The sequence below is a fragment of the Azospirillum sp. SYSU D00513 genome, from assembly GCF_017356015.1.
Lineage (GTDB): Bacteria > Pseudomonadota > Alphaproteobacteria > Azospirillales > Azospirillaceae > Azospirillum.
Window position 1 is genome coordinate 1 of sequence record NZ_JAFIQV010000047.1, and the last position, 22,815, is coordinate 22,815.

The 22,815-nt window shown below is 61.6% G+C and carries 22 protein-coding genes, 3 pseudogenes and 1 other annotated feature; of the genes and pseudogenes, 15 read left to right on the top strand and 10 right to left on the bottom strand.

The window, feature by feature from the left end; all coding sequences use genetic code 11:
- Nucleotides 1–202 precede the first annotated feature (202 nt).
- Together JUB11_RS26455 and JUB11_RS26460 are read right to left on the bottom strand one after the other, a co-directional pair.
- Nucleotides 203–1,855, bottom strand: a complete 1,653-nt coding sequence (locus JUB11_RS26455; protein ID WP_207461794.1) for an ATP-binding protein — start codon at nucleotides 1,853–1,855, stop codon at nucleotides 203–205.
- A gap of 9 nt (nucleotides 1,856–1,864) precedes the next feature.
- Nucleotides 1,865–3,361: an ATPase domain-containing protein gene (locus JUB11_RS26460; RefSeq protein WP_348771513.1), complete on the bottom strand. Its 1,497-nt coding sequence runs from the start codon at nucleotides 3,359–3,361 to the stop codon at nucleotides 1,865–1,867.
- A 286-nt stretch (nucleotides 3,362–3,647) separates the two neighbouring features.
- Here JUB11_RS26460 and JUB11_RS26465 point away from each other — a divergent pair.
- Both JUB11_RS26465 and JUB11_RS26470 read left to right on the top strand, forming a co-directional pair.
- Nucleotides 3,648–3,875 (top strand): annotated as a pseudogene (locus JUB11_RS26465) (transposase); the annotation flags it as partial.
- A gap of 49 nt (nucleotides 3,876–3,924) precedes the next feature.
- Nucleotides 3,925–4,404 (top strand): annotated as a pseudogene (locus JUB11_RS26470) (transposase); the annotation flags it as partial.
- 163 nt (nucleotides 4,405–4,567) lie between these two features.
- Here the strand turns inward: JUB11_RS26470 and JUB11_RS26475 are convergent.
- Nucleotides 4,568–4,843, bottom strand: a complete 276-nt coding sequence (locus tag JUB11_RS26475; protein WP_207461795.1) for a Nif11-like leader peptide family RiPP precursor — start codon at nucleotides 4,841–4,843, stop codon at nucleotides 4,568–4,570.
- Nucleotides 4,844–5,483: 640 nt separating this feature from the next.
- On the opposite strand from JUB11_RS26475, the gene JUB11_RS26480 reads away from it, so the two are divergent.
- Nucleotides 5,484–6,715, top strand: a protein-coding gene (locus tag JUB11_RS26480; protein ID WP_207461796.1) for an IS3 family transposase whose coding sequence is annotated in 2 segments (ribosomal slippage) — nucleotides 5,484–5,775 and nucleotides 5,775–6,715 — 1,233 coding nt in all. Because the reading frame shifts where the segments join, the coding sequence is not laid out codon by codon here.
- Nucleotides 5,768–5,884 (top strand) — a sequence feature (AL1L pseudoknot). (Overlaps the previous gene by 117 nt.)
- 197 nt (nucleotides 6,716–6,912) lie before the next feature.
- A complete protein-coding gene (locus JUB11_RS26485; RefSeq protein ID WP_207461797.1) occupies nucleotides 6,913–7,749 on the top strand; it encodes an IS5 family transposase in 837 nt (278 codons plus the stop codon).
- Nucleotides 7,750–7,832: 83 nt separating this feature from the next.
- Here the strand turns inward: JUB11_RS26485 and JUB11_RS26490 are convergent, their stop codons facing one another.
- The gene (locus tag JUB11_RS26490; RefSeq protein ID WP_207461798.1) at nucleotides 7,833–8,744 is read right to left on the bottom strand and encodes a recombinase family protein; all 912 of its coding nucleotides are present in this window, start codon (nucleotides 8,742–8,744) and stop codon (nucleotides 7,833–7,835) included.
- A gap of 748 nt (nucleotides 8,745–9,492) precedes the next feature.
- Between JUB11_RS26490 and JUB11_RS26495 the strand changes: the two are divergent.
- The 5 genes and pseudogenes from JUB11_RS26495 to JUB11_RS26515 all read left to right on the top strand — a co-directional run.
- Nucleotides 9,493–10,059: pseudogene (locus tag JUB11_RS26495) on the top strand (IS5 family transposase); the annotation flags it as partial.
- A 931-nt stretch (nucleotides 10,060–10,990) separates the two neighbouring features.
- The gene (locus JUB11_RS26500) at nucleotides 10,991–11,230 is read left to right on the top strand and encodes a DUF4167 domain-containing protein (RefSeq protein WP_207461837.1); all 240 of its coding nucleotides are present in this window, start codon (nucleotides 10,991–10,993) and stop codon (nucleotides 11,228–11,230) included.
- A 132-nt stretch (nucleotides 11,231–11,362) separates the two neighbouring features.
- The gene (locus JUB11_RS26505) at nucleotides 11,363–11,659 is read left to right on the top strand and encodes a hypothetical protein (protein WP_207461799.1); all 297 of its coding nucleotides are present in this window, start codon (nucleotides 11,363–11,365) and stop codon (nucleotides 11,657–11,659) included.
- 201 nt (nucleotides 11,660–11,860) lie between these two features.
- Nucleotides 11,861–12,208 (top strand): hypothetical protein, encoded by a 348-nt coding sequence (locus JUB11_RS26510; RefSeq protein ID WP_207461800.1) that lies wholly within the window; start codon nucleotides 11,861–11,863, stop codon nucleotides 12,206–12,208.
- 181 nt (nucleotides 12,209–12,389) lie between these two features.
- Entirely contained in the window at nucleotides 12,390–12,854 is a 465-nt protein-coding gene (locus JUB11_RS26515) for a helix-turn-helix domain-containing protein (protein ID WP_207461801.1), read from the top strand.
- A gap of 352 nt (nucleotides 12,855–13,206) precedes the next feature.
- Here JUB11_RS26515 and JUB11_RS26525 read toward each other — a convergent pair whose 3' ends face one another.
- A complete protein-coding gene (locus JUB11_RS26525) occupies nucleotides 13,207–13,734 on the bottom strand; it encodes a hypothetical protein (protein WP_207461803.1) in 528 nt (175 codons plus the stop codon).
- A 235-nt stretch (nucleotides 13,735–13,969) separates the two neighbouring features.
- On the opposite strand from JUB11_RS26525, the gene JUB11_RS26530 reads away from it, so the two are divergent.
- From JUB11_RS26530 to JUB11_RS26555, 6 genes are all read left to right on the top strand, one after another.
- Nucleotides 13,970–14,830, top strand: a complete 861-nt coding sequence (locus JUB11_RS26530) for a hypothetical protein (protein WP_207461804.1) — start codon at nucleotides 13,970–13,972, stop codon at nucleotides 14,828–14,830.
- Between the two features lie 206 nt (nucleotides 14,831–15,036).
- On the top strand, nucleotides 15,037–16,101 hold the full coding sequence (locus JUB11_RS26535) for an AAA family ATPase (protein ID WP_207461805.1): 1,065 nt from the start codon (nucleotides 15,037–15,039) through the stop codon (nucleotides 16,099–16,101).
- Nucleotides 16,094–17,029, top strand: coding sequence for a ParB/RepB/Spo0J family partition protein (locus JUB11_RS26540; RefSeq protein WP_207461806.1), 936 nt, complete (start codon nucleotides 16,094–16,096; stop codon nucleotides 17,027–17,029). The genes JUB11_RS26535 and JUB11_RS26540 overlap by 8 nt, the downstream gene beginning before the upstream one ends.
- Before the next feature lie 426 nt (nucleotides 17,030–17,455).
- Entirely contained in the window at nucleotides 17,456–18,319 is an 864-nt protein-coding gene (locus JUB11_RS26545; protein WP_207461807.1) for a DUF87 domain-containing protein, read from the top strand.
- A gap of 2 nt (nucleotides 18,320–18,321) precedes the next feature.
- A complete protein-coding gene (locus JUB11_RS26550) occupies nucleotides 18,322–18,870 on the top strand; it encodes an ATP-binding protein (RefSeq protein WP_207461808.1) in 549 nt (182 codons plus the stop codon).
- A gap of 61 nt (nucleotides 18,871–18,931) precedes the next feature.
- Nucleotides 18,932–19,495: a DUF1643 domain-containing protein gene (locus JUB11_RS26555; protein ID WP_207461809.1), complete on the top strand. Its 564-nt coding sequence runs from the start codon at nucleotides 18,932–18,934 to the stop codon at nucleotides 19,493–19,495.
- A 99-nt stretch (nucleotides 19,496–19,594) separates the two neighbouring features.
- Here the strand turns inward: JUB11_RS26555 and JUB11_RS26560 are convergent, their stop codons facing one another.
- The 5 genes from JUB11_RS26560 to JUB11_RS26580 form a co-directional block, all read right to left on the bottom strand.
- Nucleotides 19,595–20,074: a hypothetical protein gene (locus JUB11_RS26560; protein WP_207461810.1), complete on the bottom strand. Its 480-nt coding sequence runs from the start codon at nucleotides 20,072–20,074 to the stop codon at nucleotides 19,595–19,597.
- 65 nt (nucleotides 20,075–20,139) lie between these two features.
- Nucleotides 20,140–20,661: a DUF1524 domain-containing protein gene (locus tag JUB11_RS26565; RefSeq protein ID WP_207461811.1), complete on the bottom strand. Its 522-nt coding sequence runs from the start codon at nucleotides 20,659–20,661 to the stop codon at nucleotides 20,140–20,142.
- 144 nt (nucleotides 20,662–20,805) lie between these two features.
- Entirely contained in the window at nucleotides 20,806–21,231 is a 426-nt protein-coding gene (locus tag JUB11_RS26570; RefSeq protein ID WP_207461812.1) for a hypothetical protein, read from the bottom strand.
- Nucleotides 21,232–21,316: 85 nt separating this feature from the next.
- Entirely contained in the window at nucleotides 21,317–21,622 is a 306-nt protein-coding gene (locus JUB11_RS26575) for a hypothetical protein (protein ID WP_207461813.1), read from the bottom strand.
- A 30-nt stretch (nucleotides 21,623–21,652) separates the two neighbouring features.
- Nucleotides 21,653–22,714, bottom strand: coding sequence for a DEAD/DEAH box helicase (locus JUB11_RS26580; RefSeq protein WP_207461814.1), 1,062 nt, complete (start codon nucleotides 22,712–22,714; stop codon nucleotides 21,653–21,655).
- Between the last annotated feature and the right edge of the window lie 101 nt (nucleotides 22,715–22,815).

Genomic DNA, 22,815 nt, shown 5'->3' on the forward strand with positions numbered 1-22,815 from the left:
CGATGGCATTCTTGGCCCAGTCGGGAGTTGCTGCCCTGAGTTGTAGCCCTTAACCACTCTCCGGTGTCCAACCTATTGGTGGCGGTACAAGCCAAGCGGGTACGCCGTTATGGATGCCTCAGATTCAACGCACGCCGCTGTAACGCAGGAGGTTTTGCCCCTTTCCTTGATCCAGTGCCTATCCGAGGTCGGGCAGAGAACGTCAACTGTCTCTGAGCATGGAATCAATGGTGGCCAGCAGCTTGTCGAGAGCTACCGGCTTGTTGAGCATCTGCATGCCGGGCTGCAACGGCTCTTCGCCGATGCCGGTGTTGTGGGCGTAGCCTGTGATAAAGAGAACCCTGAGGTCCGGGCGCAAACGCTGCGCCTCCTCCGCCACTTGACGGCCGTTCACGCCGGGGAGGCCGACGTCGGTGGCGAGCAGATCGATCTTCGTGCCCGCCTCTAGGATCTCGACGGCCGCTGAGCCGTCGCTCGCTTCCACGACCTTATAGCCATGGCTGGTCAATGCCTCTACCATTACCATTCGGACAAGCGCCTCGTCTTCCACCACCAAGATGGTGCCAGTCGCGGCGCGGGGTGCCTCCTTGACAATCTCGGCCTCCGGCAGGGCGTGTTCCATTCGATCCCGGCGGGGCAGGTAGAGCGTCACGGTTGTGCCCTGGCCCAGGCTGCTGATAATCTTGGCGTGACCGCCGGACTGGCGTGCGAAGCCGTAGAGCTGGCTGAGACCCAGGCCGGTGCCTTGGCCGAGCGGTTTGGTGGTGAAGAAGGGCTCGAAGGCGCGGTCCAGCACCTCCGGTGTCATGCCAGTGCCTGTGTCGGTAACCGAGAGCCGGACATAGTCGCCGGGAGGCAACCCGGCTTCTGGCTCATCCACAGCCGTAATGGTGTCGTTCGACGTCGCGATCGTCAGGCGCCCGCCGTTGGGCATAGCGTCCCGGGAGTTGACTGCGAGGTTGAGGAGGACGTTTTCCACTTGGTTGACATCGGCCCAGCCCATCCAAAGATCTGGCGGTAATCGCAGATCGATCTGGATCGATAGGCCGACAGAACGGCGGATCAGATCTTCCATGCCCAGAACCAAGCCATTGAGGTCGATTGCGCGCGGTTGGAGCGGCTGGCGCCGGGCGAAGGCGAGCAGGCGCTGCGTCAAGGTTGCTGCCCGCTCCACGGAAAGTCGGGCGGAGCGAGCAAACTGCTCCACCTCGGTCGTACCATTCCTGAGGCGCTGCTGGAGCAGTTCCAGATTGCCGCTGATAGCCTGGAGCAGGTTGTTGAAGTCATGTGCGATGCCGCCAGTGAGTTGGCCGACCGCTTCCATCTTTTGTGCCTGACGAAGCGCATCCTCCACCCGCTTGCGCTCATTGATCTCGGCGGCAAGCTCACGCGTGCGCTCCTCCACCCGACGCTCCAGCAGGCGGGACGCTTCAGCTATTTGGGTCAGGTGGGAGCGGGTGCGGTATTGCCGGTGTCGCGCACGGGCTGCCGCCTTCGCGGCGCTCTGCAGGCTCTCCCCGGTCATCGGCCGTTCGAGCAGCGTGATGTTGCCCAATTCCTCAAACAACGCGCGCCGTTGGCCGCTCACCGCGCGGCCGTTGCGTGCGCCCAGCAGAATGATAGGCAGGTCGGACCAGGGCGGTTGTGTTTTTAGATAATGCAACAGTTCGTCCAGAACATTGGTAAGCGCGCCCTCTGACAGGATGAGCGCGGTGACGCCTCCGGCGGATAATCTCTGGCAGATGCTGCTGAGATCGGCGCAAACGAGCGTAGGCAAGCCGGCCTCGCCCAATACGAGGCCGATTACCTCCGCGTCCCGACCCTCAGGTGCCAGAACAAGTATCGGATCGTCCATGGGGCAGCGTCAGTTCGCCTCAGTCATATCGCGCAACAGCGGGTCGGGCGACCCGCTGTAGCTGGGCACACCCGTGAGGATACCATGAAAGTCCATCAGGCGGGGACCGACCTGCATGCCCTCGGGGAAGAGACGGAATTCGCGTATCGACAGCTCATGCACGCCGCTGCGCTTCTTAACAACGGAAATGGCTTTGCGGACCTCGCCATAGGCCTCGAAGAAGCGCATGAGCACTACCGCATCGCTCATGAAGGAGAGGTCCACTGGGTTCTGCACGTCGCCGACAATGCCCTGTTGCGCGAGGATCAGGATGGTGACCACACCTTGGTTGTTCAAATAGGTCAGCAGCTCGTGCATTTGAAGGGTTAGAGCCTGCTCCTCCGGCATGGTGCTGAGGTAGGAATTTAGGCTATCGATGACCACGACGCGCGCCTTCCTGTCCTCCACCCCGCGACGGACCTGCCACACGAACTCCCCTGGCGAGAGGCGGGAGGGATTGGCGCGCTCCCAGCCGAGCTTTCCCTCCTTGAGAGCCTCGGCGATGTCGATGCCGAGCGCAGTGCTCCGCTGCAGTAGTGTCGCGAAAGTCTCGTCGAAGGAGAAGTAGGCGGCGTATTCGCCGCGCCGGACCGCCTCGGCCACATACTGCAACGCGAGAGAGGATTTACCGACGCCGGACGGGCCGACCAGCATGGTGGTCGTGCCGCGCGCCAACCCGCTACCTGTCAACTCGTCCAAGCTTTTGACGCCGCTGGAAACTTCGCCGGCCTCGAATTCGGTCTTATGCTCTTCCGCGATCAAACTAGGGAAGACAAGCACGGCCCCGGAGGTGATGGCGAAGTCGTGCCAGCCACTCTGGTAGGTAGCGCCGCGCATTTTGGCGATGCGCAGACGGCGGCGGGCGGCGCCGTACGAGCGCTCGACTTGCTCGAGTGAGATCACAGTATGCATCAAGCTGTGCAGGTCTTTGGATCCGTCGCGGTTGGTAAGGTCGTCGAGCACCAGCGTGGTGCAGCGGCGTTCCTGCAGGAACTGCTTCAGAGCCAAGATTTGCCGACGATAGCGGAGCTGGTCCTGGGCCAGTAGCCGCAGCTCCGACAGGGAGTCGATCACCACGCGGTCGGGATCAAGCGCCTGGATACGGTCCATGACCAGGCGCATGGTTTCACCCAGTTCAATTTCCGCCGGGTAGAGGATGCTCTGTTGGCGATCAAGCTGCGCCTCCAGCGGGACCAGTTCAAACACTTCGATTCCGTCGAGCGACCATCCATGGCTGGCCGCTGAAGCGGCAAGTTCGCTGGTGCTCTCCGACAGGGAAACATAGAGCCCCTTTTCTCCAACATCATCACGGCCTTGGATCAGGAACTGCATCGCGATGGTCGTTTTGCCCGTTCCCGGCGATCCTTCCAGCAGATGGAGCCGCTCGCGTGGCAGGCCGCCACGCAGGATAAGATCAAATTCCGGAATGCCGGTTTGCATTTTGTCGGGCGATTTGGGGGTAGGCACGCGCGACTCCTCTGAATGGTGCAGCCTGACCATAACAGTGCAAGTGCGCATAAGTGTCTTCAATGGTCTTTTTACGTCTTCTTGGGGCTTTGTCGCGTAAATCCGGTTCGTGGTTCCGGAGGGCGGCGCGTTGGGTATAGAGGCAAGTCCTGCCGCCGAGAGCCCGCATGTCGTACAAGCACCATGAACCGCGCCGTACACCGGAGGTAACGTCCAGAGTGGTGGTGGAAAAGGGCCCATGAAGGATCGGGCTGGTGCCGGGTGAAGCCCCTACACAGCGTAGCCCGCTACGAACCCCCTTGAGCGTCTCAACAAGGAAGTCAAACGGTGCACCGACGTTGTTGGCATATTTCCCAACGAAGACAGCGTTCGAAGGCTGGTCGGTGCAATCTTGCTGGAGAAGAACGATGACTGGCAGCTCCAGCACCGTTACCTGACACTCGAAACCATGACTGGGATCGCCGTAGCCGACGAGCCCGCCATCACACCGCTTCCCTCAACAAAGGCGGCCTGACTGACGACGCCCCTGACCACCTTCCAATTTCCACCACCTTGACGGACGTGCCCACTGGATACGCCTGTCGGAGGGTGAGGGCACCAAGGGTCCGCGCCTGTTCGACTGGGCCTACTTGGAACTGGCTGACAATGATCCGGAGGACGTCGGAGCCCCGGCCGGCCTGGGCCTGTGGACACGCGGTCTGCTGATCCGGCGTCATCCCGCCGATGGCGAACTGGCTTACTTCACGACTTGGTGTCGGCACGGCACGGAGCTGGAAACTCTGGTCCAGGTCGAGGGACGGCGCTGGTCGATCGAGGACGCGTTCGAGACGGCGAAGAACGAACTCGGCCTGGATCACAACGAGACCCGGAGTTGGCACGGCTGGCACCGCCATGTCTCGCTGGTGATGCTCGCCTTCGCCCTGCTCGCCGTGGTCCGCCACAAGGCCGACACCCTGGCCGCGCCCCTAAAAACGACGAGGAAAGAACCCCGGCAATGGTCCGCTGGTCCATGCAGGAGATCCGTCGCGTTGCCACCCGCTTAGCTCAGCGGCAGATCGAGCCCGCTCTCATTATCGCATGGTCCGTCTGGAGGCGAACCCACCAAGCCCTTGCCAAGCAGGCCCACCTCAGAAGAGCAGTGCAACTCTGATGCTAGACTTCCGCCCGCCTCCGTCAAATCCCGGAGGCGGGCTTTCTTGTGCCGGCTTACAGGTCGTGGGCGTACTCGGGGAACACCAATTCCAGGAACGAGTTCTGGCCGAAGCCTGTACCGCCGGCCACGCTATCCAGAGCGTCATCATTCAGTTCCATTGCCTTGACGGCCTGAAGATCCTCTTCGGTGACGTCATAGCCACATGCCTTCAGGGCGGCCGATGCACCAGCCGCATCCGTTGCCTCCGAAACAGCCTGGGCAATGGATGCCTTCAGTTCGGGGTTGCCTTCGGCGTCATTCTGTAGGCGTTGCAGTTCCTGGGCGCTCACCGTGGCCTCCTGGATTGAGTGAGCGGAAACGATACCACTTTCGCGCAGCTCGGGGTAGGTGAGCAGCGTCTTCGGAACCCACCGACCGTCAGCCGGTTTCCGAGCCGGGGCCGCTCCTGCCGGGCGTCCCTACGACCCGTATCCACTTGGCCCGCCTCTCGATTCGGAGGCGGGCTTTTTCGCGCTTGGGCGGAGACAGGGTAAGCCGCCCTCACAGCTGTTCATCGGCTGGCAATGTGGAGCAAGCTGAGGGCGCCCTTTACCGGGCATTGCTTTGTGCACTTAGCCCGCCACTCCGTTCCAACTGCACCGGAGTGGTGGGCTTCCTTATGCCCGGAGCCACGGCGCCTCTGCCTTTTGGTACGTTTCCGTACATTGGCATAAGGCGCCAGCGATATGGCAACGCAGCAAAGCAGCCCCATTTTCGGCTCATGGACAAGTCGCCGCCATCAACCATAGCAGTCGATGAGCTGCTCTTCTCAGCTACCCAGCTGCTGGAGTGCTATCGGCGTTCTCTGGAGCGATCCCGTGAGAGCGTAGAGCGGACACGCAAGTTCCTAGAACAGTTGGACCGGCCGCCACAGTAGTGAACCGCGCCGGGTTTCCCGGAGGCTCCATTTTCTGAGAGAGTGGGGTCATCATGACGAAACAGGCATCACCCAAATACGCTCCTGAAGTCCGCGAGCGCGCGGTTCGGATGGTGTTCGAGCACGAAGGGGAGCACGCCTCGCAATGGGCGGCGATCAGTTCGATCGCGTCGAAGATCGGCTGCAATCCCGAGACGCTGCGGAATTGGGTCCGGCAAGCCGAGCGTGACCAGGGCAAACGGCCCGGCCCGAGGACGGACGAGCAGGAGCGGATCAAGGCACTGGAGCGGGAGAACCGGGAGCTGCGCCAGGCGAACGAGATCCTTCGCAAGGCGTCGGCGTATTTTGCCCAGGCGGAGCTCGACCGCCCGTTCAGGAAATGATCGCCTTCATCGATGAGCATCGCGCCGTCCACGGGGTCGAGCCGATCTGCAAAGTGCTGCCGATCGCCCCGTCGACCTACCGCGCCCATGCTGCTCGCCAAGCTGATCCGTCAAAGGCACCAGCCCGCTCGCGAAGCGACGCGGAGCTGAGTGTGGCTATCCGGCGGGTCTGGGATGAGAACTTCCAGGTCTATGGGGTGCGCAAGGTCTGGCGGCAGTTGCGGCGGGAGGGCATGGACGTGGCGCGCTGCACGGTGGCCCGGCTGATGAGGCAGATGGGCCTGAAGGGAGTGACCCGCGGCAAGGCGGTGCGCACCACGATCGGCGACCGGGCGGCGCCGTGCCCCGCTGACCGGGTGAACCGCCAGTTCCAGGCACCCCGCCCGAATGCCCTGTGGGTGGCGGATTTCACGTATGTCGCGACTTGGCAAGGCTTCGTCTACGTGGCGTTCGTCATCGACACCTTCGCCCGCCGCATCGTTGGCTGGCGGGTGTCGCGCACAGCCCATGCCGGCTTCGTGCTAGATGCCCTGGAGCAGGCGCTCTACGACCGCCGGCCGGCAAAGGGCAGCGGCCTCATTCATCATAGCGACCGCGGGTCGCAATACGTTGCCATCAGGTACACCGAGCGCCTCACCGAGGCCGGTGTCGAACCCTCCGTAGGCAGCGTCGGTGATTCCTACGACAACGCTTTGGCCGAGACGATCAACGGCCTCTACAAGACCGAGGTGATCCGCCGCCGCGGGCCATGGCGCACCCTAGAGGCCGTCGAGTTCGCCACCCTGGAATGGGTGGATTGGTTCAACCACCGGCGCCTCCTCGAACCCATCGGCAACATTCCTCCCGCTGAGGCCGAAGCGCGCTACTATGCTCAAACCGAGGACGTCGCTATGGCGGCGTGACTCAACCAAAATAGCCTCCGGGAAACCCGGCGCGGTTCAGACCTCTTTGCCGATACGTTCCTGTACGGCCAGGGTATGGGCGCCCTACTTACTTATCTCAGAGCCGTTTTGAAAGCAGCCTCTGCCCCTTTTGAGTGGGGGTGCGGGATGAGGGTGCCGGCTGTTCAGAGGATGTTTTTCCCGTCTGGAGGCCGCCGATGTGGACACCCTCGGATCGCGCTCTGGTTGGGGACTTTGGATCCGGCCAAGCGCTCAGCAATGATCAGTTTCGTCTGCTCGAACCGTTGACTCCACCGGCCAAAGCTGGTGGCGGGCCACGGAAAACAGACATGCGGCGCATGCTGGACGGCCTGTTCTACGTTGTGCGTACAGGCTGCCAATGGCGCCATCTTCCGCCACCTCCGGCCTTCCCGCCCTGGCAGACGGTGTACGGGTACATGCGTGCGTTCCAGAAGGCGGGCGTGTGGGAGGCCATGCGCCACCATCTGCTGGTCATGTTGCGCGAGCAGGAAGGGCGCGAGGCCAGCCCGACAGCCGCCATCATCGACACCCAGAGCGTCAAGACGACGGAAAAAGGGGGCATCGCGGCTATGGCGCGGCCAACAAGGTCTGGGGCGCAAACGCCACTTCGCCGTCGAGACCAGCGGCCTGCCGCTGGGGGTCTCGTCCACGCCGCCAACCTCCAGGACGCCGACAGCGCCGGGGATCTGCTGAAACGGATCAAGCGCCTGTACTGCTGGCTGGAGGTTGTTTTCGCCAACAGCGTCTGCAATCGGCTGTCGGTCCTGCTCGCCTGCTTCCTGCTCGGCCTGACGCTTATCATCGTGCGCCGGAATGCCAGGACCGGCTTCACCGTCCTGCCACGGCGATGGGTGGTCAAAAGGACGCTCGGCCGGTTTGGTCGCTATCGGCGCCTGGGCAGGGACTATGAACAGCTGCCGGAGGTGTCCGAAACCATGGTCACACTGGCCGCAATCCGCCTCAGGATCCACCGATTGGCTCACCCAAACCGAAAGCGACTGCCATCACCATGACTTTCAAAACGGGCTGTGAGAAAATACCGAGTGCCTCAATGAACCTTTGAGGCTGCTCCACCTCAGGGGCAGCTAACCTCATCCTATGCCTTCTCCGCCTCGCGCACCAAGCCCTGCTCTTTGGCGCGATCCAGCAGGTGCTTTACTGACGAGCGACTCCACCGCAAGCCGCCACGGGGGGTGCGCTGTCCCATGCCCTGGAGTCGCCGCGCAATGCCGTCCAGCGTGATACCGGGCTCAGCACGCGCCAACCCCGCCACCATCAACACAAGATCGTTGCTATCGACCCGCTTGGGAGCCGGACTGAGAACGTCTTGACGGACCAAGCCCGCTGCGGCCAGCCGGCGCACGGATCGGACCAGGCTGTTGGGCGTCCACGGCCTGCCGTCCCAGGGTCGGCTTCGGCCCTGCCCCTTCAGCGCGCGCACCACCTGGTCCCACGGTGCCGTCGGCCGTAGCGCCTCTACGGTCGGTAGGTAATCCTGGGCGTGCGCGATGACCAAATCGTCGCGGGCGGACTCGCGGCCCTGGTGCGCTTTCTCCAATGCCGCAGGGTCACGGCGACGCAGGCCGGGGTTGCCGGGCTCCTTTCCCTTTGCCACGGCGGCCTTGAGCCCAGCGATGGAGCGCTCGCGTATCAGCGCTCGCTCCAACTCGGCGGCGGCTCCCAGAACTTGGAGCGCGAAGCGGCCCTGCGGGCTGGTGGTATCGATCGGGTCGCCCAGTGACTTGAAGGCGATGCCGCGCTGCCCCAAGCCGTCGATCACCTCCAGCAGGTGGAACAGTGAACGCGCCAGACGGTCGATGCGCGCCACTACCAGTGTGTCGCCCTTACTGAGGCTGGCCAGTGCCTTCGCCAACACCGGGCGGTCACGATCACCACCGGAGGCATGCTCCTCGAAGATGATCGAGCAGCCTGCCTGCTTGAGAGCGAGCAGTTGCGAACCTGTGGACTGCTCTTCGGTCGAGACACGGGCGTAGGCGACGAGGGCCATGGGATGTCCTATGGTTTTGGGAGGGCGAAACCTCCGCCAGCCCCCTTTGTACAGAATGTGTGTTGGCTTTATCCACCCGGATGAACATGGACGCATTCTCCATCCGGGGCGCCGCCCTGCCCTGCCCGCTCACCCACCCATGCCCGAGGATCCTCAGGCACACCATGGGCAATGCACCTCGCGAGCAACGCTGGGCGCCCCAATCAGCCGCGAAAGATGGCGCGAAGCCTCGCCGATAACCGCCCTACCCTGCTGGCATCGTGCGGCAAAACCCCCGCCCCTCCGCCTGCATCCAGCACGACTAGAAAGCGGAATTTTCGGACAGCGGGCGACGGCGGGGAGGCGCCGGTTTTTTTGTTGCGGTCTCAGAACTGTTCATATTCTTTGGTATCATCTCTTCAGCCTCACGCGTCCTCCTGGCTCACGATAGCTCTCCGCAGGCCTGCCAATGCATTGCGTTGGCACAGAACCCCTTCATTAAATTCAATGACTTACGGTAAGCTGCTCGCCGACGCCTGGTGCACGGGATCTGGGCCACACCGACGAGCCCGCCCTCCAGGACCGGCCGCTGGTGGCTGCCCGGCCAGCCCCGCCACTGCGTCAGGTCATCGGGGACGTTGGCGCGTGATTCGCCCAAGGCTGGCGGTGCCATGGTTCCGGCAGGTATAGAGGCGTCCCGCTGAAGCTGAGAGCCAGATGCCGTACAAGGCCAATGAGCCCCGTCGTCACAAGATCCCGCGCGCCCGTCACCGGGAAGGTTTTTGGCAAGGGCAAGTGGCACCTGGAGAAACACGGCGGCACGGCACGCCGGACGTGGCGGAAGCTGCACTTGGCGGTCGATCCCGGCACCGGCGAGATCCTCGCCTCGGCATTGACGAGCAACGAGGAGGGCGACGCCTCGCTGGTCGGTCCGCTGCTCGATCAGATCCCGCGCCCGATCGGCACGGTGCTGGCGGACGGTTCCTACGACGGCGAACCCGTCTATCACTGCGTGACCTCCCACAGCTCCACTGCGGAGTTGATCATCCCGCCGCGCTCAAACGCGGTGCCGAGCGATACAATCGCAAGCGCCCGCACACCGCGCGACCGCCACATCCAGCTGATCAATGAGCGTGGTCGGCTCGGATGGCAGCGGGCGGTTCAGTACGGCCGCCAATCCTTGGGCGAGGTGGCGATGATGCGCTACAAGCAAGTGATCGGGCGCAGCCAGCTCGCTCGGACTCTGCCTGCCCAGAAGCTCGAGGCCGCCGTCGGCTGTAAGGTCATGAACATCATGACCAGCTTGGGCATGCCGGCTACCTTTAAGGTCACCTGATCAACGGCTGGTCTGCCGCGGACTGCACCCTCACGCCGATTTGTGCGCCAAAGTCACCCTATAATGGTTGGGATTCGTACGTCCGTATCCTTGCGGCATCGGTTTTTTGCTATCATTAGCTTGTCGCCCGGAGGGGCGATACTTTAGTTTCCATTTGGTGTTTTTTAAAAGTTATGTGATATGCATATAGTACACGAGAGGGCCGCCCCCTGGCCCCGGTTCCCCCTGGCCGGCTGCGCCGCGAAGGCACAAGGTACTGTGATACCGTTTTTTCCCTTCTTTCCCCGGGTTCTGGCCCTGAAATTCCGAAAACTTAGGATCTGCAGGGCTTTGGCGATGATGCGATGTCATTGCTCCCACTAGTTTTGAGACGTGGCTGCTCCACGGCCATTCAACCGCGCTGCCAGGAGTGAAGCTACAGGACGAGTTTACTCAACGAGGCAAGTTCGTGCCGAAAACTTATCTTGTAAGCTTGTAGCCCCGGGGCCAACTATCTCAAGTGCGTCGTGAGCGACGTCGATTGTCCCATTGCTCTGACACCGCGGAAACGAGGGTGTTCGCTTCGGAGATCGCAGACCGGTCGATGTGGTTAGCCCGCTTAGCTTCAGCCTGGTGGGCAACCCACTCAGCTTCTCGCCGCGTGGAGCACTCAGCGACCCACTGCCCGTCCGTTCCATAGACGGTCCACCAGCCTTCGTGGTCAGGACCTATCAAGGCAGGCGAACGGCGCATGATGCTTCAGAAGGGCAGTTACAACGACGCGGGCTTATACCAGACACCGTCTTGTCGCGTCACTACGCCGAATGTCGGTACTGTGGCACGCAAAACACGGCGCAATCACCTAGCATCCGTGCCTCAGGAAAGGTCCTGTACAGCGCAAGCTCGACGGCTTGCTATGAGCCTGGATGCGAAACGCAAAGGCAATGATCTGATGGCTCCTCCTTCCAACTCACCCCGTTTTTCCAAGCCGCATTTCAACCGACGCCCGCAAGCGAGCCCAGTGCAAGGTGGGGGCGCTCAGTCGCTTCGGATCAATGGTTCTGCCCAGCAGAAACAAACTCAGTGGCTTGTGCGGGCGACCGAAGCTGAACGCGCCGGTGATGCCGTCGAGGCCGAGATGTGCCGGCAGTATGCGGAGCATTGGTTCCGGGTGTCTCGGGGACAGGAGTGACGCCTCCAACCAAGCCTTGTGCCAGTTGCGCCATATCCTCCCCCAACGTTTTGCTGACGAAACGACCCTACGCGAGTAAGCTTGGCGCAGGCGTTGGGCCGGTCACAGATGGCGCAAGGGAGTGCCTCGGCAATGGCGGTGTTCGAACTCACGGACGTTGGCGAGCAGTTTGTGCTTCCCGGTGCAGAACGCCGGACCTTTCCCGGCCTGCCCTATGCGATCGAGCCCAACGGGCAGCTGGCGCTCCACTTCTACGACCCGCCGCCGAAGCCGGAGCCCGTCGCAGTCGCGCCCAGCTTCTTGGTCCATCTCAGACACGAGCATCAGCCGACAACGACGGCTGAGCCTGGCACCCGCGGCGCTCACTTCCCCGACGTGACCCTTGAAGCCGCCGAGGCCTTTCGTGCTTTCCTGAGCGTTGGCCGGTAAGGCAGGGCCGCATTCGGCGTTGAAGCCTCCCTGTGCCCTTCCGGCGCACTCGCGACCAGCGTACACTGAGCAGGCATAGCCAAACCCCGATCGTCGTGCACCGGCTGCGTGGTCCGTCGCTGGAAATCCTCACTCGCGTCCGTCGTGGGCCGGAGGCCTTTAGGCATTCCGCCGGACGCTGTGTACAGAAGGTCATTCAGCATGATCCTGTGTAGCCCTGCTGCGGTTTCCGCTCTTGCAATCGGTCTGGTGCTGACGATCCCAGTGAACGGCAGCCCGCAGAGTGGTTTGGGGCTTCACCGACATGCTCAGGAGAAGCCCGCTCCCGAGTTACCTGAAATCCTAGCCGATAAAGCCGAGGCCTACATTCTGGAGGCGGTGAAACGCGCCATAGAGCTTGCTACTTCCCTTGGAGCGGCAGTGCCCTATGAGCTGCCGGAGGAATTGCCGAACGGTGATATCATCATACGACGCAAGCACCCCCTCCAACCAGAGGAGCCCGCACCGGGGCCAAGGCCGAACAATGCACCGGGGATCACCGACCTGTGAGCTGCGCATGAGCCGTTGTGAGTTTCCCGAGCGTCGCCCGGTAGGGTAGGGCGGGTGCGAACTCTGCCCCCTCCCCTGCCCTACCCGCGTGCATTTGCTCGCCATCGTTAACACGATGTTCATTGTTGTCGGCTCAGGCTCCGCCCCTAAACAAGGCAACATCGCTCTCGGAGTTCACAGGATGCCCAAGGGTATTCGGAAGGCCACTCTCACTGATGGCGAGGCCGCTAGCCCGAGTGCGGTCGATGTCCATGTGGGGGGGCGCATTCGTCTGCGCCGCACCCTGATGGGCATCACCCAGACCCAGCTCGCCGTGTCCGTCGGGCTGACCTTCCAGCAGGTTCAGAAGTACGAGAAGGGCTGGAACCGGGTTTCGGCCTCAAAGCTGTGGCAGTTCAGCAAGGCGCTCGATGTGCCAATCTCGTTCTTCTTCGACAACCTCTCCCCCGACGGACAGACCGTGGTGGCACCGTCGTCCCCACATGAATCTCGGCCTGAGGATTACGACCTGTTGTACAAGCGTGAGACGCTGGAGCTTGCTAAGGCCTACCATAAGATCGTATCTCCCGAGGCCCGGAGAGCGATGTTCGACATGTTCAAGGCTGTTGCCAATTCGATGGACCGGGCCAACACCGGCGACGCTTGATCGCACAGGTTCGTTCTAGCGTCTGAAGGGTCGCTCGCTTGCTTACTGAGAAGACCGGATCGGAGCTACCTAACAGACCTGCTGCGCCGGACCCCAGTGCCTGGGTGGTTCGCACGGTGAATCTCTCCAGCCGACGCACCAGCGTCAAGTTGGAGGCGATCTTCTGGATTGCGCTAGAGGGCGTGGCGGCCGAGTTGGGTACCAGCTGGCGCAGTCTTGTTGCACGCATCGCAACCGAGACAGAAGCCGCCGATCCCGCCCTCCCTCTCAGCCGGGCAATTCGCGTCTGGCTGATTCAGAGGCTGCAAAGTCGTCTTCACCAGGCAGAAGCTCCAAAACCCGGCGGCACGCCCTAGCCTCGAACGTCATCTGCTGTGGTGATGCGGAGGTCAAGGTCGGGTATTTCCGCGCTCGCGCTCGTGCCGAGCGGATGGCCTACGGTCACCAGCACTTGCACACCGTCCAAAGGAATGACTGAGACCTGTTGGCGGACGATCATGCGCGGGTCGGCAATTCCGCGGTCCGTATAGGACATCGAGAGAATGTCGGTCCGCCCTTCGAGCATCGGGATCGCATATTTCTCGACCATGTCCCCTGCTCTGCCATCGAACTTCGACAACATCGAGGAGCCGATCACGTCGAAGCGGCAGGACGCAAAGAGCCTCTCCAGAGGAGATGACACGGTGTGAACGATCATTCCCGGCGTGTAGAGGGCTGACATCTGCCCGGTAGCTTGCACCAACGCCTTGATGCCAAGGAAAGTCGGATGGCTCTTGAAGTGACCTGTCATCAGGTCTCTTAGCGTCGCCTGGGCTGCAGTATCCGGCAGGTCTGTGGCCTGCTCCCACCGCTGCACCATCTCAGGGGCAACCTGGATCATAGAGGCGAATTCCGCGGCTGTGAGCCCGTGAAGCTTTCGCACGCAGCGCACGAGGTTAGACCATTCAAGCGTCTGCATCACAACGCCCCAGGTGTCTCCAAAAGCCGGTAGCCGGCTCGCTGTCCAGCGGCGGCCTCCTGCGAGTTTCTCACCAACTCTGGGCAGGAGCAATTGGCCATGACGGAATGCATCTTTGGCAGCGAAATGCACCTCTTGCGCCGTCTAGAATGGACAGATGAGACACATTCTTCGCGCCCTCGCCTTCTCGCTCGCGCTGATCCTTGCGATCCCAGCAACGGCCGTTGGCGTGGTCGTCGGCATCATCGCCGCTCTGCCGCTGATCGCGGACTTCGTCCCGCTTAAGGTGGACCGTCTACTCCTGACCGACGGCGTTCGCCAGGTCGAGCTGCAGGGCATGGCCCATCTCGCCTCCCCTTCCTTCTATGCGGAGATCCGGAACCACGTCGCCCGCCGGCGCTCGGAAGGCTGGATGGTCTTCTATGAGGAGATCCAGGAGGAGCCAGGTCAGCAGTCAGCTGGCATGTCGGAGGTTCTCGGTCGCCTCGGTACGGAGTGGCCCCCCTCCCCTTCCGTCCAGCAGCAGCACCCTTACGAGGTCATGGCGCCCATCCTTGATGACGGCCTGGTCCTCCAGAACAATGCGACCCTGCTCGGCCCACCTGGGCCGGATGTCCGCAACGTCGATGTCACTATGTCCCAGCTGTTGGCCGCCCTCCCCTCCCCTACCGCCTCACGAACCGGTGCCCCGTCCAGATCCGACCAGGGAGCCGCGATCGATCTGATCGAGGCGCGGCAGATGTTCGATGAGATGCCTGGTTGGGCTCAGGATCGCGTCAAGGCGGCCCTGCAGATCGTCCTGGCAGTATCGGCCTCCGGTGAGTATGCGCAGCAGATCCTGCCGTCAGCGATCACATCCATGCGTGAGGAGATGGTAGCAAAGGCGATTGAGGCTGAGGAAGATCGAAACATCCTGGTCCTCTATGGTCAGGTGCACGTTAACGAGGTTGTAGGGCGCTTGATAAGACATGGTGCACCGTGGCGGCTCAAGTCCGTAGGTAGGCTTGCAGCATTCTGATCGTGCCTCCTCACAGGCTCATATCGCGCCGACGTCGTCCCCGTTAGCTTCGGTGTCAAGCTAGCGCCCGGTACATTATCAACAACGGTGCGGGGGTGACGATCTACGTCACGTGACAGTGACGCTTTTCGTCACTCCGGTTCTTGACGCTTAAAGCTGGCTCTGGCAGCATCCTCCGAAATCGAACGGCTCTCACGGAGGGTGAATTGACTCATTCTGAATTTACCGGCGAAGCAATGAAGGCGTTTCGCGAAGCGAATACGTTCGGTCAAGAGGAGTTCGCCCTCTGGCTCAATGAACAGATAGGAAGAAAATACGATCGAAACCGGATCTCACGGTGGGAGAACGGAAACGAGTCGATTCCTGCTAACGTGAAGCTTTTTCTTTTAGATAAGGCATCGATCGCACCCCGTGGCACTTCAATTCCTGCTCCAGTTCTCATTAGAACGGACGGCGATAAGGCTAGAGCTGCCACCAAGCTTGCTGTCGTCAATCAAAAAGGAGGTGTCGGGAAGACAACATGCACGGTCAACCTTGGCTATCTCCTTGCAAGTAAGGGTTTGAGGGTCCTAGTCGTCGATGCAGATGCACAGGCGAACGCAACGGCTTATTTAGGGGCTGATGGATATGCTCTCGATCAAGAGGAGCGCACTCTTTATCACGTGATTCTGAAAGACAAACCTACGGCCGACTCAATCATCCGTGTGTGCGACGGCTTATTCGGATTGCTTCCTTCCAGTCTTCGGTTATCTCAGGCCGACGCGGAGTTGGCAGCCGATCCGAACAGCAATTTGCTTCTTCGCGAGAAGCTCAATGAAGTCGAAGGCGAGTATGACATCATCATTATTGATTGCCCTCCTAACCTTGGGCACGTGACAATCAACGCGCTTAATTGCAGCGATTATGTCTTGGTGCCGGTTCAGACTGAGCCAATGGCAGCTCTGGGCATCCCTATGCTTCATGACACGCTGTCCAAAGTCAAACGGCGCGTCAATCCTAAAGTCGAGATTTTGGGAATTCTGCCAACAATGTTTGCAGCTAGCCATTCTGTGGACCAAGTGGTTCTTGGACAGATCAAAGAGCTTTGGGGAGATAGAGCCAGGATCTTCACGCCAATTCCTTCGTCAACGCTGTACCCGCAGAGTTCATATGCTGGACAACCAACCTTGATGGGGGAGCCTAAGGCAGCGGGAGCCGGGAGCTATCATGAAGTTTCCGACGCTTTGATTGCCTTGATGAACGAGCAGCGCCAGGGTGCTGCAAATGTCTAAGAAGGGCTTTATGGCGCGCGGCAGCAACATGCTTGCAAATGCAGTGACTGGGGCAGCTCAGGCGAATGTGCATGACCCTCGGTTCAAGGTTTCACAGGACCATCCTCAAGTCATTGAAATCGACGTTGATCAGGTTGACCCCAACCCTGACCAGCCGAGGCAATTCTTTGATGACGCAAAGCTAAAGGGTCTTGCTGATTCCATTTCCGAGTTTGGCTTGCGCCAGCCAATCGGTGTAACGGAGGGATCGCCTGGCCGTTACGTTCTTGTCTGGGGTGAGCGCCGCCTCCGGGCTTCGAAGATTGCGGGTTTGGAGACCATTTTTGCGATCCTTGTCAAAGACAAGGATTCACCCGAACTGGCGTTGATTGAGAACCTCCAGCGTGAAGATCTTGATCCATTTGAGATAGCAAATGGGCTCATGAGGCTCTCAGAACAGCATAAATATGGGCTTGAGAAGATCGCCTCCTCAACTCAACTCTCTCGCTCCGAGGCAGCGCGCCTGCTGTCTCTACTGCAGCTTCCCCATACCATTATCCAAGAGTATCCGCACTATCGGCAACAGGCCGGAAAATCAATGCTGTTTGAACTCGTTGACGAAACCAACAATGATACTCGCCTTGAATTATGGAACCTCATCAAAGAGGGTGTCACGGTGAAGGGCCTTCGAGAGGCTCGCAAACGTATTGGCAGCAGAGGCGAGATTCCTCCTGATAGCGGACTGAGCGATAAACTCCCCGCAGGCCCTATAACACCTGATCAATCGCGTCGCCCACACCCGGTACCTGTCAAAATCATACGCGCAAGCGTCGCAAAGCTTATGAAGAGTTTCGACGAGCTAGGAGAGGATCTAGCGTCGATCGATGATCAACAAAGGGAGGATCTCCGGGCTTTGCGTGAGCGCATCAACGGAATACTGCGCGATTAGCGCTCCGTCGTCGGGTCATGTTCGTGCGGCTTCGTCTGGATCGTAGCTCAGACCTAATGAGCGTTGCTCGTTGCGACGTCGCAATGCACTACCGAGGCAATTCCGCCTGAACAAAGCATTGCGACGTCGCAACTGAAGCCGTGTGTTGGTGCCTCTCGATGGCACCGGTAAACGCGGGATCACATCGCATTCCCGAATCACTTTCGCGCGGAACGGAGCGTTGCGACGTCGCAATGGGAACTGCACGTCCTTCACTCCCGTTCCGGGCCTTCAATTGCGACGTCGCAACGGTGTAAGCATTTGCCTTCCGCGCTGATGTCGATCGAATCCAGCCAATTGATGCTGATACACGTCACTTTTCTCCAGCGATTTGCACCGTCTTGATCGGCTACACCAGCAAGTCAGTTCGGTTTCTGGAGGGTGGAAGTGCGAATAAAGTTCGGCACCGAAAAAATGGGAGCTGGCGTCGACGCAGCGCCAATTTACTGGGACGCCTCGCGCGTCATGAACGGACACTTCACTATCGTCGGCCCATCCGGTTCAGGCAAAACGACGCGCTTGCGTCGCCTGATGGCTGGCATGAGTCTCATCAATCCAGACGTACGCTTCATCTTTCTCGACCCCCATGGGGACATGCGGATCCAGGGCGAAAGCGTCGTCCGTTTCTCGGAAACGGCCAACGTCGGGCTCAACCCGCTCCGCATCTCCGAAGACCCCGATTTCGGCGGTGTGCGCAAGCGCGTCAAATTCTTCCTTTCACTCATGAACCGGTTTGGACGGCAGCTCGGCGATCGGCAGGTCTATGCTGTGGAAAGCCTCCTCACTGACCTTTATGCCAAGGCTGGCTTCCTGGCGGACGAGCCCGAGACCTGGTCGCTGGAGTTCGATCCCCGCAGGGGTGCGGTCAATCGCAAGCGATACCCCACCGTTGCGGATCTCCGGAAGTTCGCTCAGCACAAACTCCTGCAGGTGTTCCTCGGCACGAGCAGCGAATGTGTCCATGCGCTTGATGACCTTTCCAAGCGCTTCAAGGATGAGGAGCAAAGCAAGGAAGCTCGTACGATCATCGAGGAGATCACCGGCGCCGTGCGTCAGCTGGAAGGGACGAGGGAGGCGGTCAGCGCGCTCGAGGAGCTCAACAAGCGGGTGCAGTCAATGCAGCGCGCTCTGCAGAAGGAGGCGAAGGGGCAGGAGGGGCCGACGTTGGCAAGCTCCAGGACAAGTGTAAGGAGCTGTTTGCCCGCTTCATCCATTCCATGGAGAGTGGAGATGAGATCGACAGCCTGCTGAAAATGACCTCCAAAGAGGTCCTGCAGAGCTGCTACGAGCGCCTGTGTAACCTGGAGAGCACGGGTATCTTTAAGCCTACAGCGCCGCAGTTCGACCCGTCTTCGTCCATCTGGCGCTATGATCTGTCGGCTCTGTCCACGGACGAGCAGAAGATGGTCGTCGACATGGTGGCCGAGGATCTCTTCGAGGACTCCCGACGCACCGGTGAGAAGGGCCAAACCGAGCTTTTCATTTGCATCGACGAAGGCCACAAGTTCGTCACCAAGGACAAGGATCACGTGCTTTCGAAGATCGCCCGCGAAGCGCGCAAGTTTGGTCTTGGGATGATCCTCTCGTCGCAAGGGCTGGGCGACTTTACCGACGAGATCCTCTCCAACATGGGGACCAAGTTCATCCTCGGCGTCGACAGCACCTTCCTGGACTCCACGGCGAAGAAGCTTAAGATCGAGCCCAAGCGCCTGTCATCGATCCAGATCCACAAGACCGCGGTCATCCAGATCAAGAACCAGATGGAGGATCACGGCTGGCATGATATGGACCTCGCCGGCTGAGGCTTGGAGGCCCTGCCCTGCCCTGCCCTCGTCTACTTCCGTCCATGCTAAGGCCGCTACCATGACCGCACTGTTCGAGTTTGCTCGCGTGGACACCAACCGGTATCCCGGCTTTCCGTGCGCCTGGTCGCACACGGACCGGCATGACTCCACACACCGCTTCACGCTCTGGCGCGTCTGGGATGACCGCCTGCCGTACATGCAAGTTATCGGCCTAAACCCATCGACTGCACATGAGGAGGCTCTCGACCCCACAGTGACCCGCGTCCAACGCTGGGCGCAGGCGTGGGGCTTTGGCGCCTTCACCATGACGAACCTGTTCGGCTTCCGGTCTCCGCATCCGACCGTCATGCAGGCTTCCGCAGACCCTGTCGGCGCTGACAACGATCACTGGCTTCACACGGCATTCCGTGGTGCGGGCCTGGTCGTGGCGGCCTGGGGGAATGGCGGCGAGTTTCTGGACCGCGCTCAGCGCTTCCTGGAAAGCCGGGCAGGGCTCGGCCTACCCGAGCTGCACTGCCTGGGTGTCACGGCCAACGGCTCGCCCATCCACCCGCTCGCCCGCGGCCGCCATCGCGTACCGGACGATGTTCAACCGATCCTCTGGCCGGTACCGGGAAGCTAAGCCGACGCCGGTCCGCTAGAGGCACTTCGACAATGTAAAACGGCCCGGGAAACTCCACGGGCCGTTTTGATTTTCAGGACCTCAATAGGCGGCCTGGGCTTACGCCTCTCTGGTCCAGGGCTCCAGGTCGTTGAGGAGCGCTGCGCAGGCGAGGGCGGTGGACTTGTCGATCGTGACCCTCTGCCCAGAGTCCCGCCGGCGGCCCAGCTCCCAGTAGGAGATGGTCTCCTTCGACTTCATGCCCAGCAGCTCGGCTGCCTGCACTTGGTTGATTTCGCGCCCCTGCCCCAGCTTTGCGCCCATCAGCCGCCGGAACTCGATGAAAGCGCTCGGAGGCATCACGCCAAGACGCTCATCCCAGCCGTAGGGCGGCACGCCGGCGGCCTCAGCGGCGCAGGCTAGGGCGATCTCGAAGGGGATCTCCTGAGGCTTACCGATGGTGCTCTCCCAGCGGCGCAGGGTGGACTCTCCACGCCCCAGAACCTCAGCCGCCTGCTTCTTGGTGTAGCCCCGCGAAACGCGCCAGAAGGTGAAGGCAGCGCGCGGCATACCCGAGGTCTGCATTCCAGTCTCACTCACGTTGGTTGTCTCTTCCTTTAACAAAGCGTCCTCCATTCCCTTGACCCGGCGAGCCGCGCCTCGTCTCATCGGTACAAGTCGCTCGCCGTTGCGGGCGCCCCTGCCCTGTCCCTCGCCTGCCCGCCCTGTTCGCCCTGCCCGGCCTGCGATCCGCTCTGTTCCGAACTACAGGTCGCCATGGCGCGGCGGAGCGCATCGAGCTCAGCCGCAGAAGCTGTCAGGTCGTACTTCGTCTTCACGAAGAGCCAACGGCGCACGTAGATGCAGCGGCGGGTCGGATCGTTAGGCAGCCACACGGCGGGCCCGAAGCTGCGCTTGCGTTCCATCGTCTTGGCTCCGGCCGCCGCGGTGACGGCCAGATTGTCCGGATCATTCAGGAAGGCATGCCGCTGCTCAGCGGTCCAGAGCTGACCGCCACTGTCGCTGCTCGCCAGCGTCGGCACAACATGCGACACCTCGGCCTCACTTGGGCGCTCCAGAATGACCCCGGTCCAGGCATCCTCCCAGCGGCCGCCAACCACGGTGCAGTTCCGGACAACCGGTTCCACGAGCGAGTCCCGGGCTAGCACCGCCTGCCGGGTCGTCATGCAACTCCTGTCCGTGTCTGACTGACGGCTCGGCGCCGACGTCTGGGCGTCGGCCGCACCGGGCAGAGCTGTCTGACTCAGACACAGGAAGACCAGGAGCGAGGGCAGGGCGCGCATGAGAGGAGATCCACAGCTGGCGTTGGCTCACGACAGATAGCTGAAGCGCGCGAACTCTGCAGGCCTTTTGGTGCTGGGGTCGATTGGCGGCTGCCCACTGCGGGCGGTGTCGAACACGGATCGCCGGAGTGCGGTGATGCACTGTCCCAGCCGGTCGTTCCTGGTCCGCTGGACCTGCACCATCTCCTCGATCCCTGGAACGGACCGGAAGCTGTCGGCGAAGATCTTGGCCAGGTCGAGGTCCGGGAAGCTGCCATAGACCCGCCCGGTCTTGCGCCAGAAGGCATGCCACCAAACCTCACCCTGGATGTCCTGAAGCGCGACCCCGACCGGCCCGTTCACCAGCACCACGTCCGGTGCGAGCACGCGATCATCCGCGGCGTAGAGGAAGGGCGGTTCAAAGCAGCGGCCCCAGGCCTTGGGCGTGTGCAGGACGGCGATCTCGGTGGTCATCGACTTGGCTTTCTGTTGGAGAGGTGAATGCTGGTGTGTGGTTTGGCGAGGGCTTGCCCGTAGGCGAGGGTTCCTAGTGTTCGTGTCAGCCTGCCAGCCCGAGTTCGACGGCTTTGTATCGGACCCAGGCGCGGCTGTACTTCTTGGCATGGGCGATGCGCTCCAGGTCCTCCACGGACTTTGCGAGCCCAAGCAGCGTTCCATACCGCCCGGTCCGCAGCTGCTCGTCCGTCATGGACCTGAGCACCCGGCGCCGGTTGATTTTGCCGTCGAGTGCGTTGGGCAGCGTCAGCGCGAGCGGGTAGGGCGTTCCGCACTCCTCGCACCGCGGATACTCCCGTGAGATGCGGGCGACGCGGTAGCAGCGCTCGCAGCGACGCACCGGCGTCACATCGAGGTGGTCGTAGCCACCGGCCAGAGATCAGGCACGGTCCTCGTCCAGCATGCCGTGCTCGAGCGTGTTGCCGACCATGTCGATGAGGATGCCTCGGCTCTTACCGGGCGAGAGCCGTGTCAGCCGCCCACCTTGCTGCAAGAACATCCCGGTGCTCTTCGTCGGGCGCAGCATGATTCCGCACTCCACGCCGGGCAGATCCGTGCCTTCCGAGACGATCTCGCAGCTGACGACGATCTGGAGCGTTCCGTCCACCAGCCCCCGCAATCGAGCGGCCCGGATCTCGTCGGGCATCTTCCCGTCGACCGGAGCTGCCGCATACCCAGCCGCTTCGAACTGCTCGGCCACATGTCGGCAGTGACGGCGCGACACACAGAAGACGACGGTGGGCCTGCCATGGGCGAGCTTCGCGTACTGCTGGACGGCAGGCTCCGTGACCTCCGGGTTGTCGAGGATGCGTTCCAGCTCGGTCGGCACATAGTCCCCGGCGCGGACTGGCACCTTGCGGAGATCCAGGTGGAGCGGGGGCGCATAGATGTCGACGGGAGCCAGATAGCCCTGCTCGGTTAGCCAAGCCATGCCGGGACCTTCCACCGGCGTGTCGAACACGGTGCCGAGGCCGGTCCCATCGCTGCGGAACGGTGTCGCCGTCACACCCAGACGCAGGGCGCGGTCCATCGCATCGAAGACCCGCATGTACTTGGTGCAGACCGAGTGGTGGCACTCATCCGGGATCACCAGGCGGATCTTCTCCAAGAAAGACCCGTAGTGCTCCAGCCGAGCGGCCAACGTGTCGATGCTCGCCACATAGACCCGCTCGGCCGCCAGCATGCGTCCGGGAAAGATCAGCCCGTGCGCTAGGCCGTTTCGGTGCAGCGCCTGGCTGGTTTGGCTGAGCAGCTCGAAGCGATGGGTGAGCACCATCACCGGCCATCCCGCGCCGGACACGATGTCCGCCACGTCGCTGAACACCGCCGTCTTGCCAGCCCCCGTAGGGAGCTTGTAGAGCGGGTTGCGGCGCTTGCGGAGCGCGGCGAGGATCGTGTCCCGATCTTCCTGCTGGTATGGGCGAAGAACGCGGCGGGCCATGGGAATGCTCGACCGAGGACCGCGTCAGGCGCAGACATGTGTGGCATGTGCGGCGACCGCACCCAAAGACTTGTCAGTCCATTCCTGACAGACGATAATGC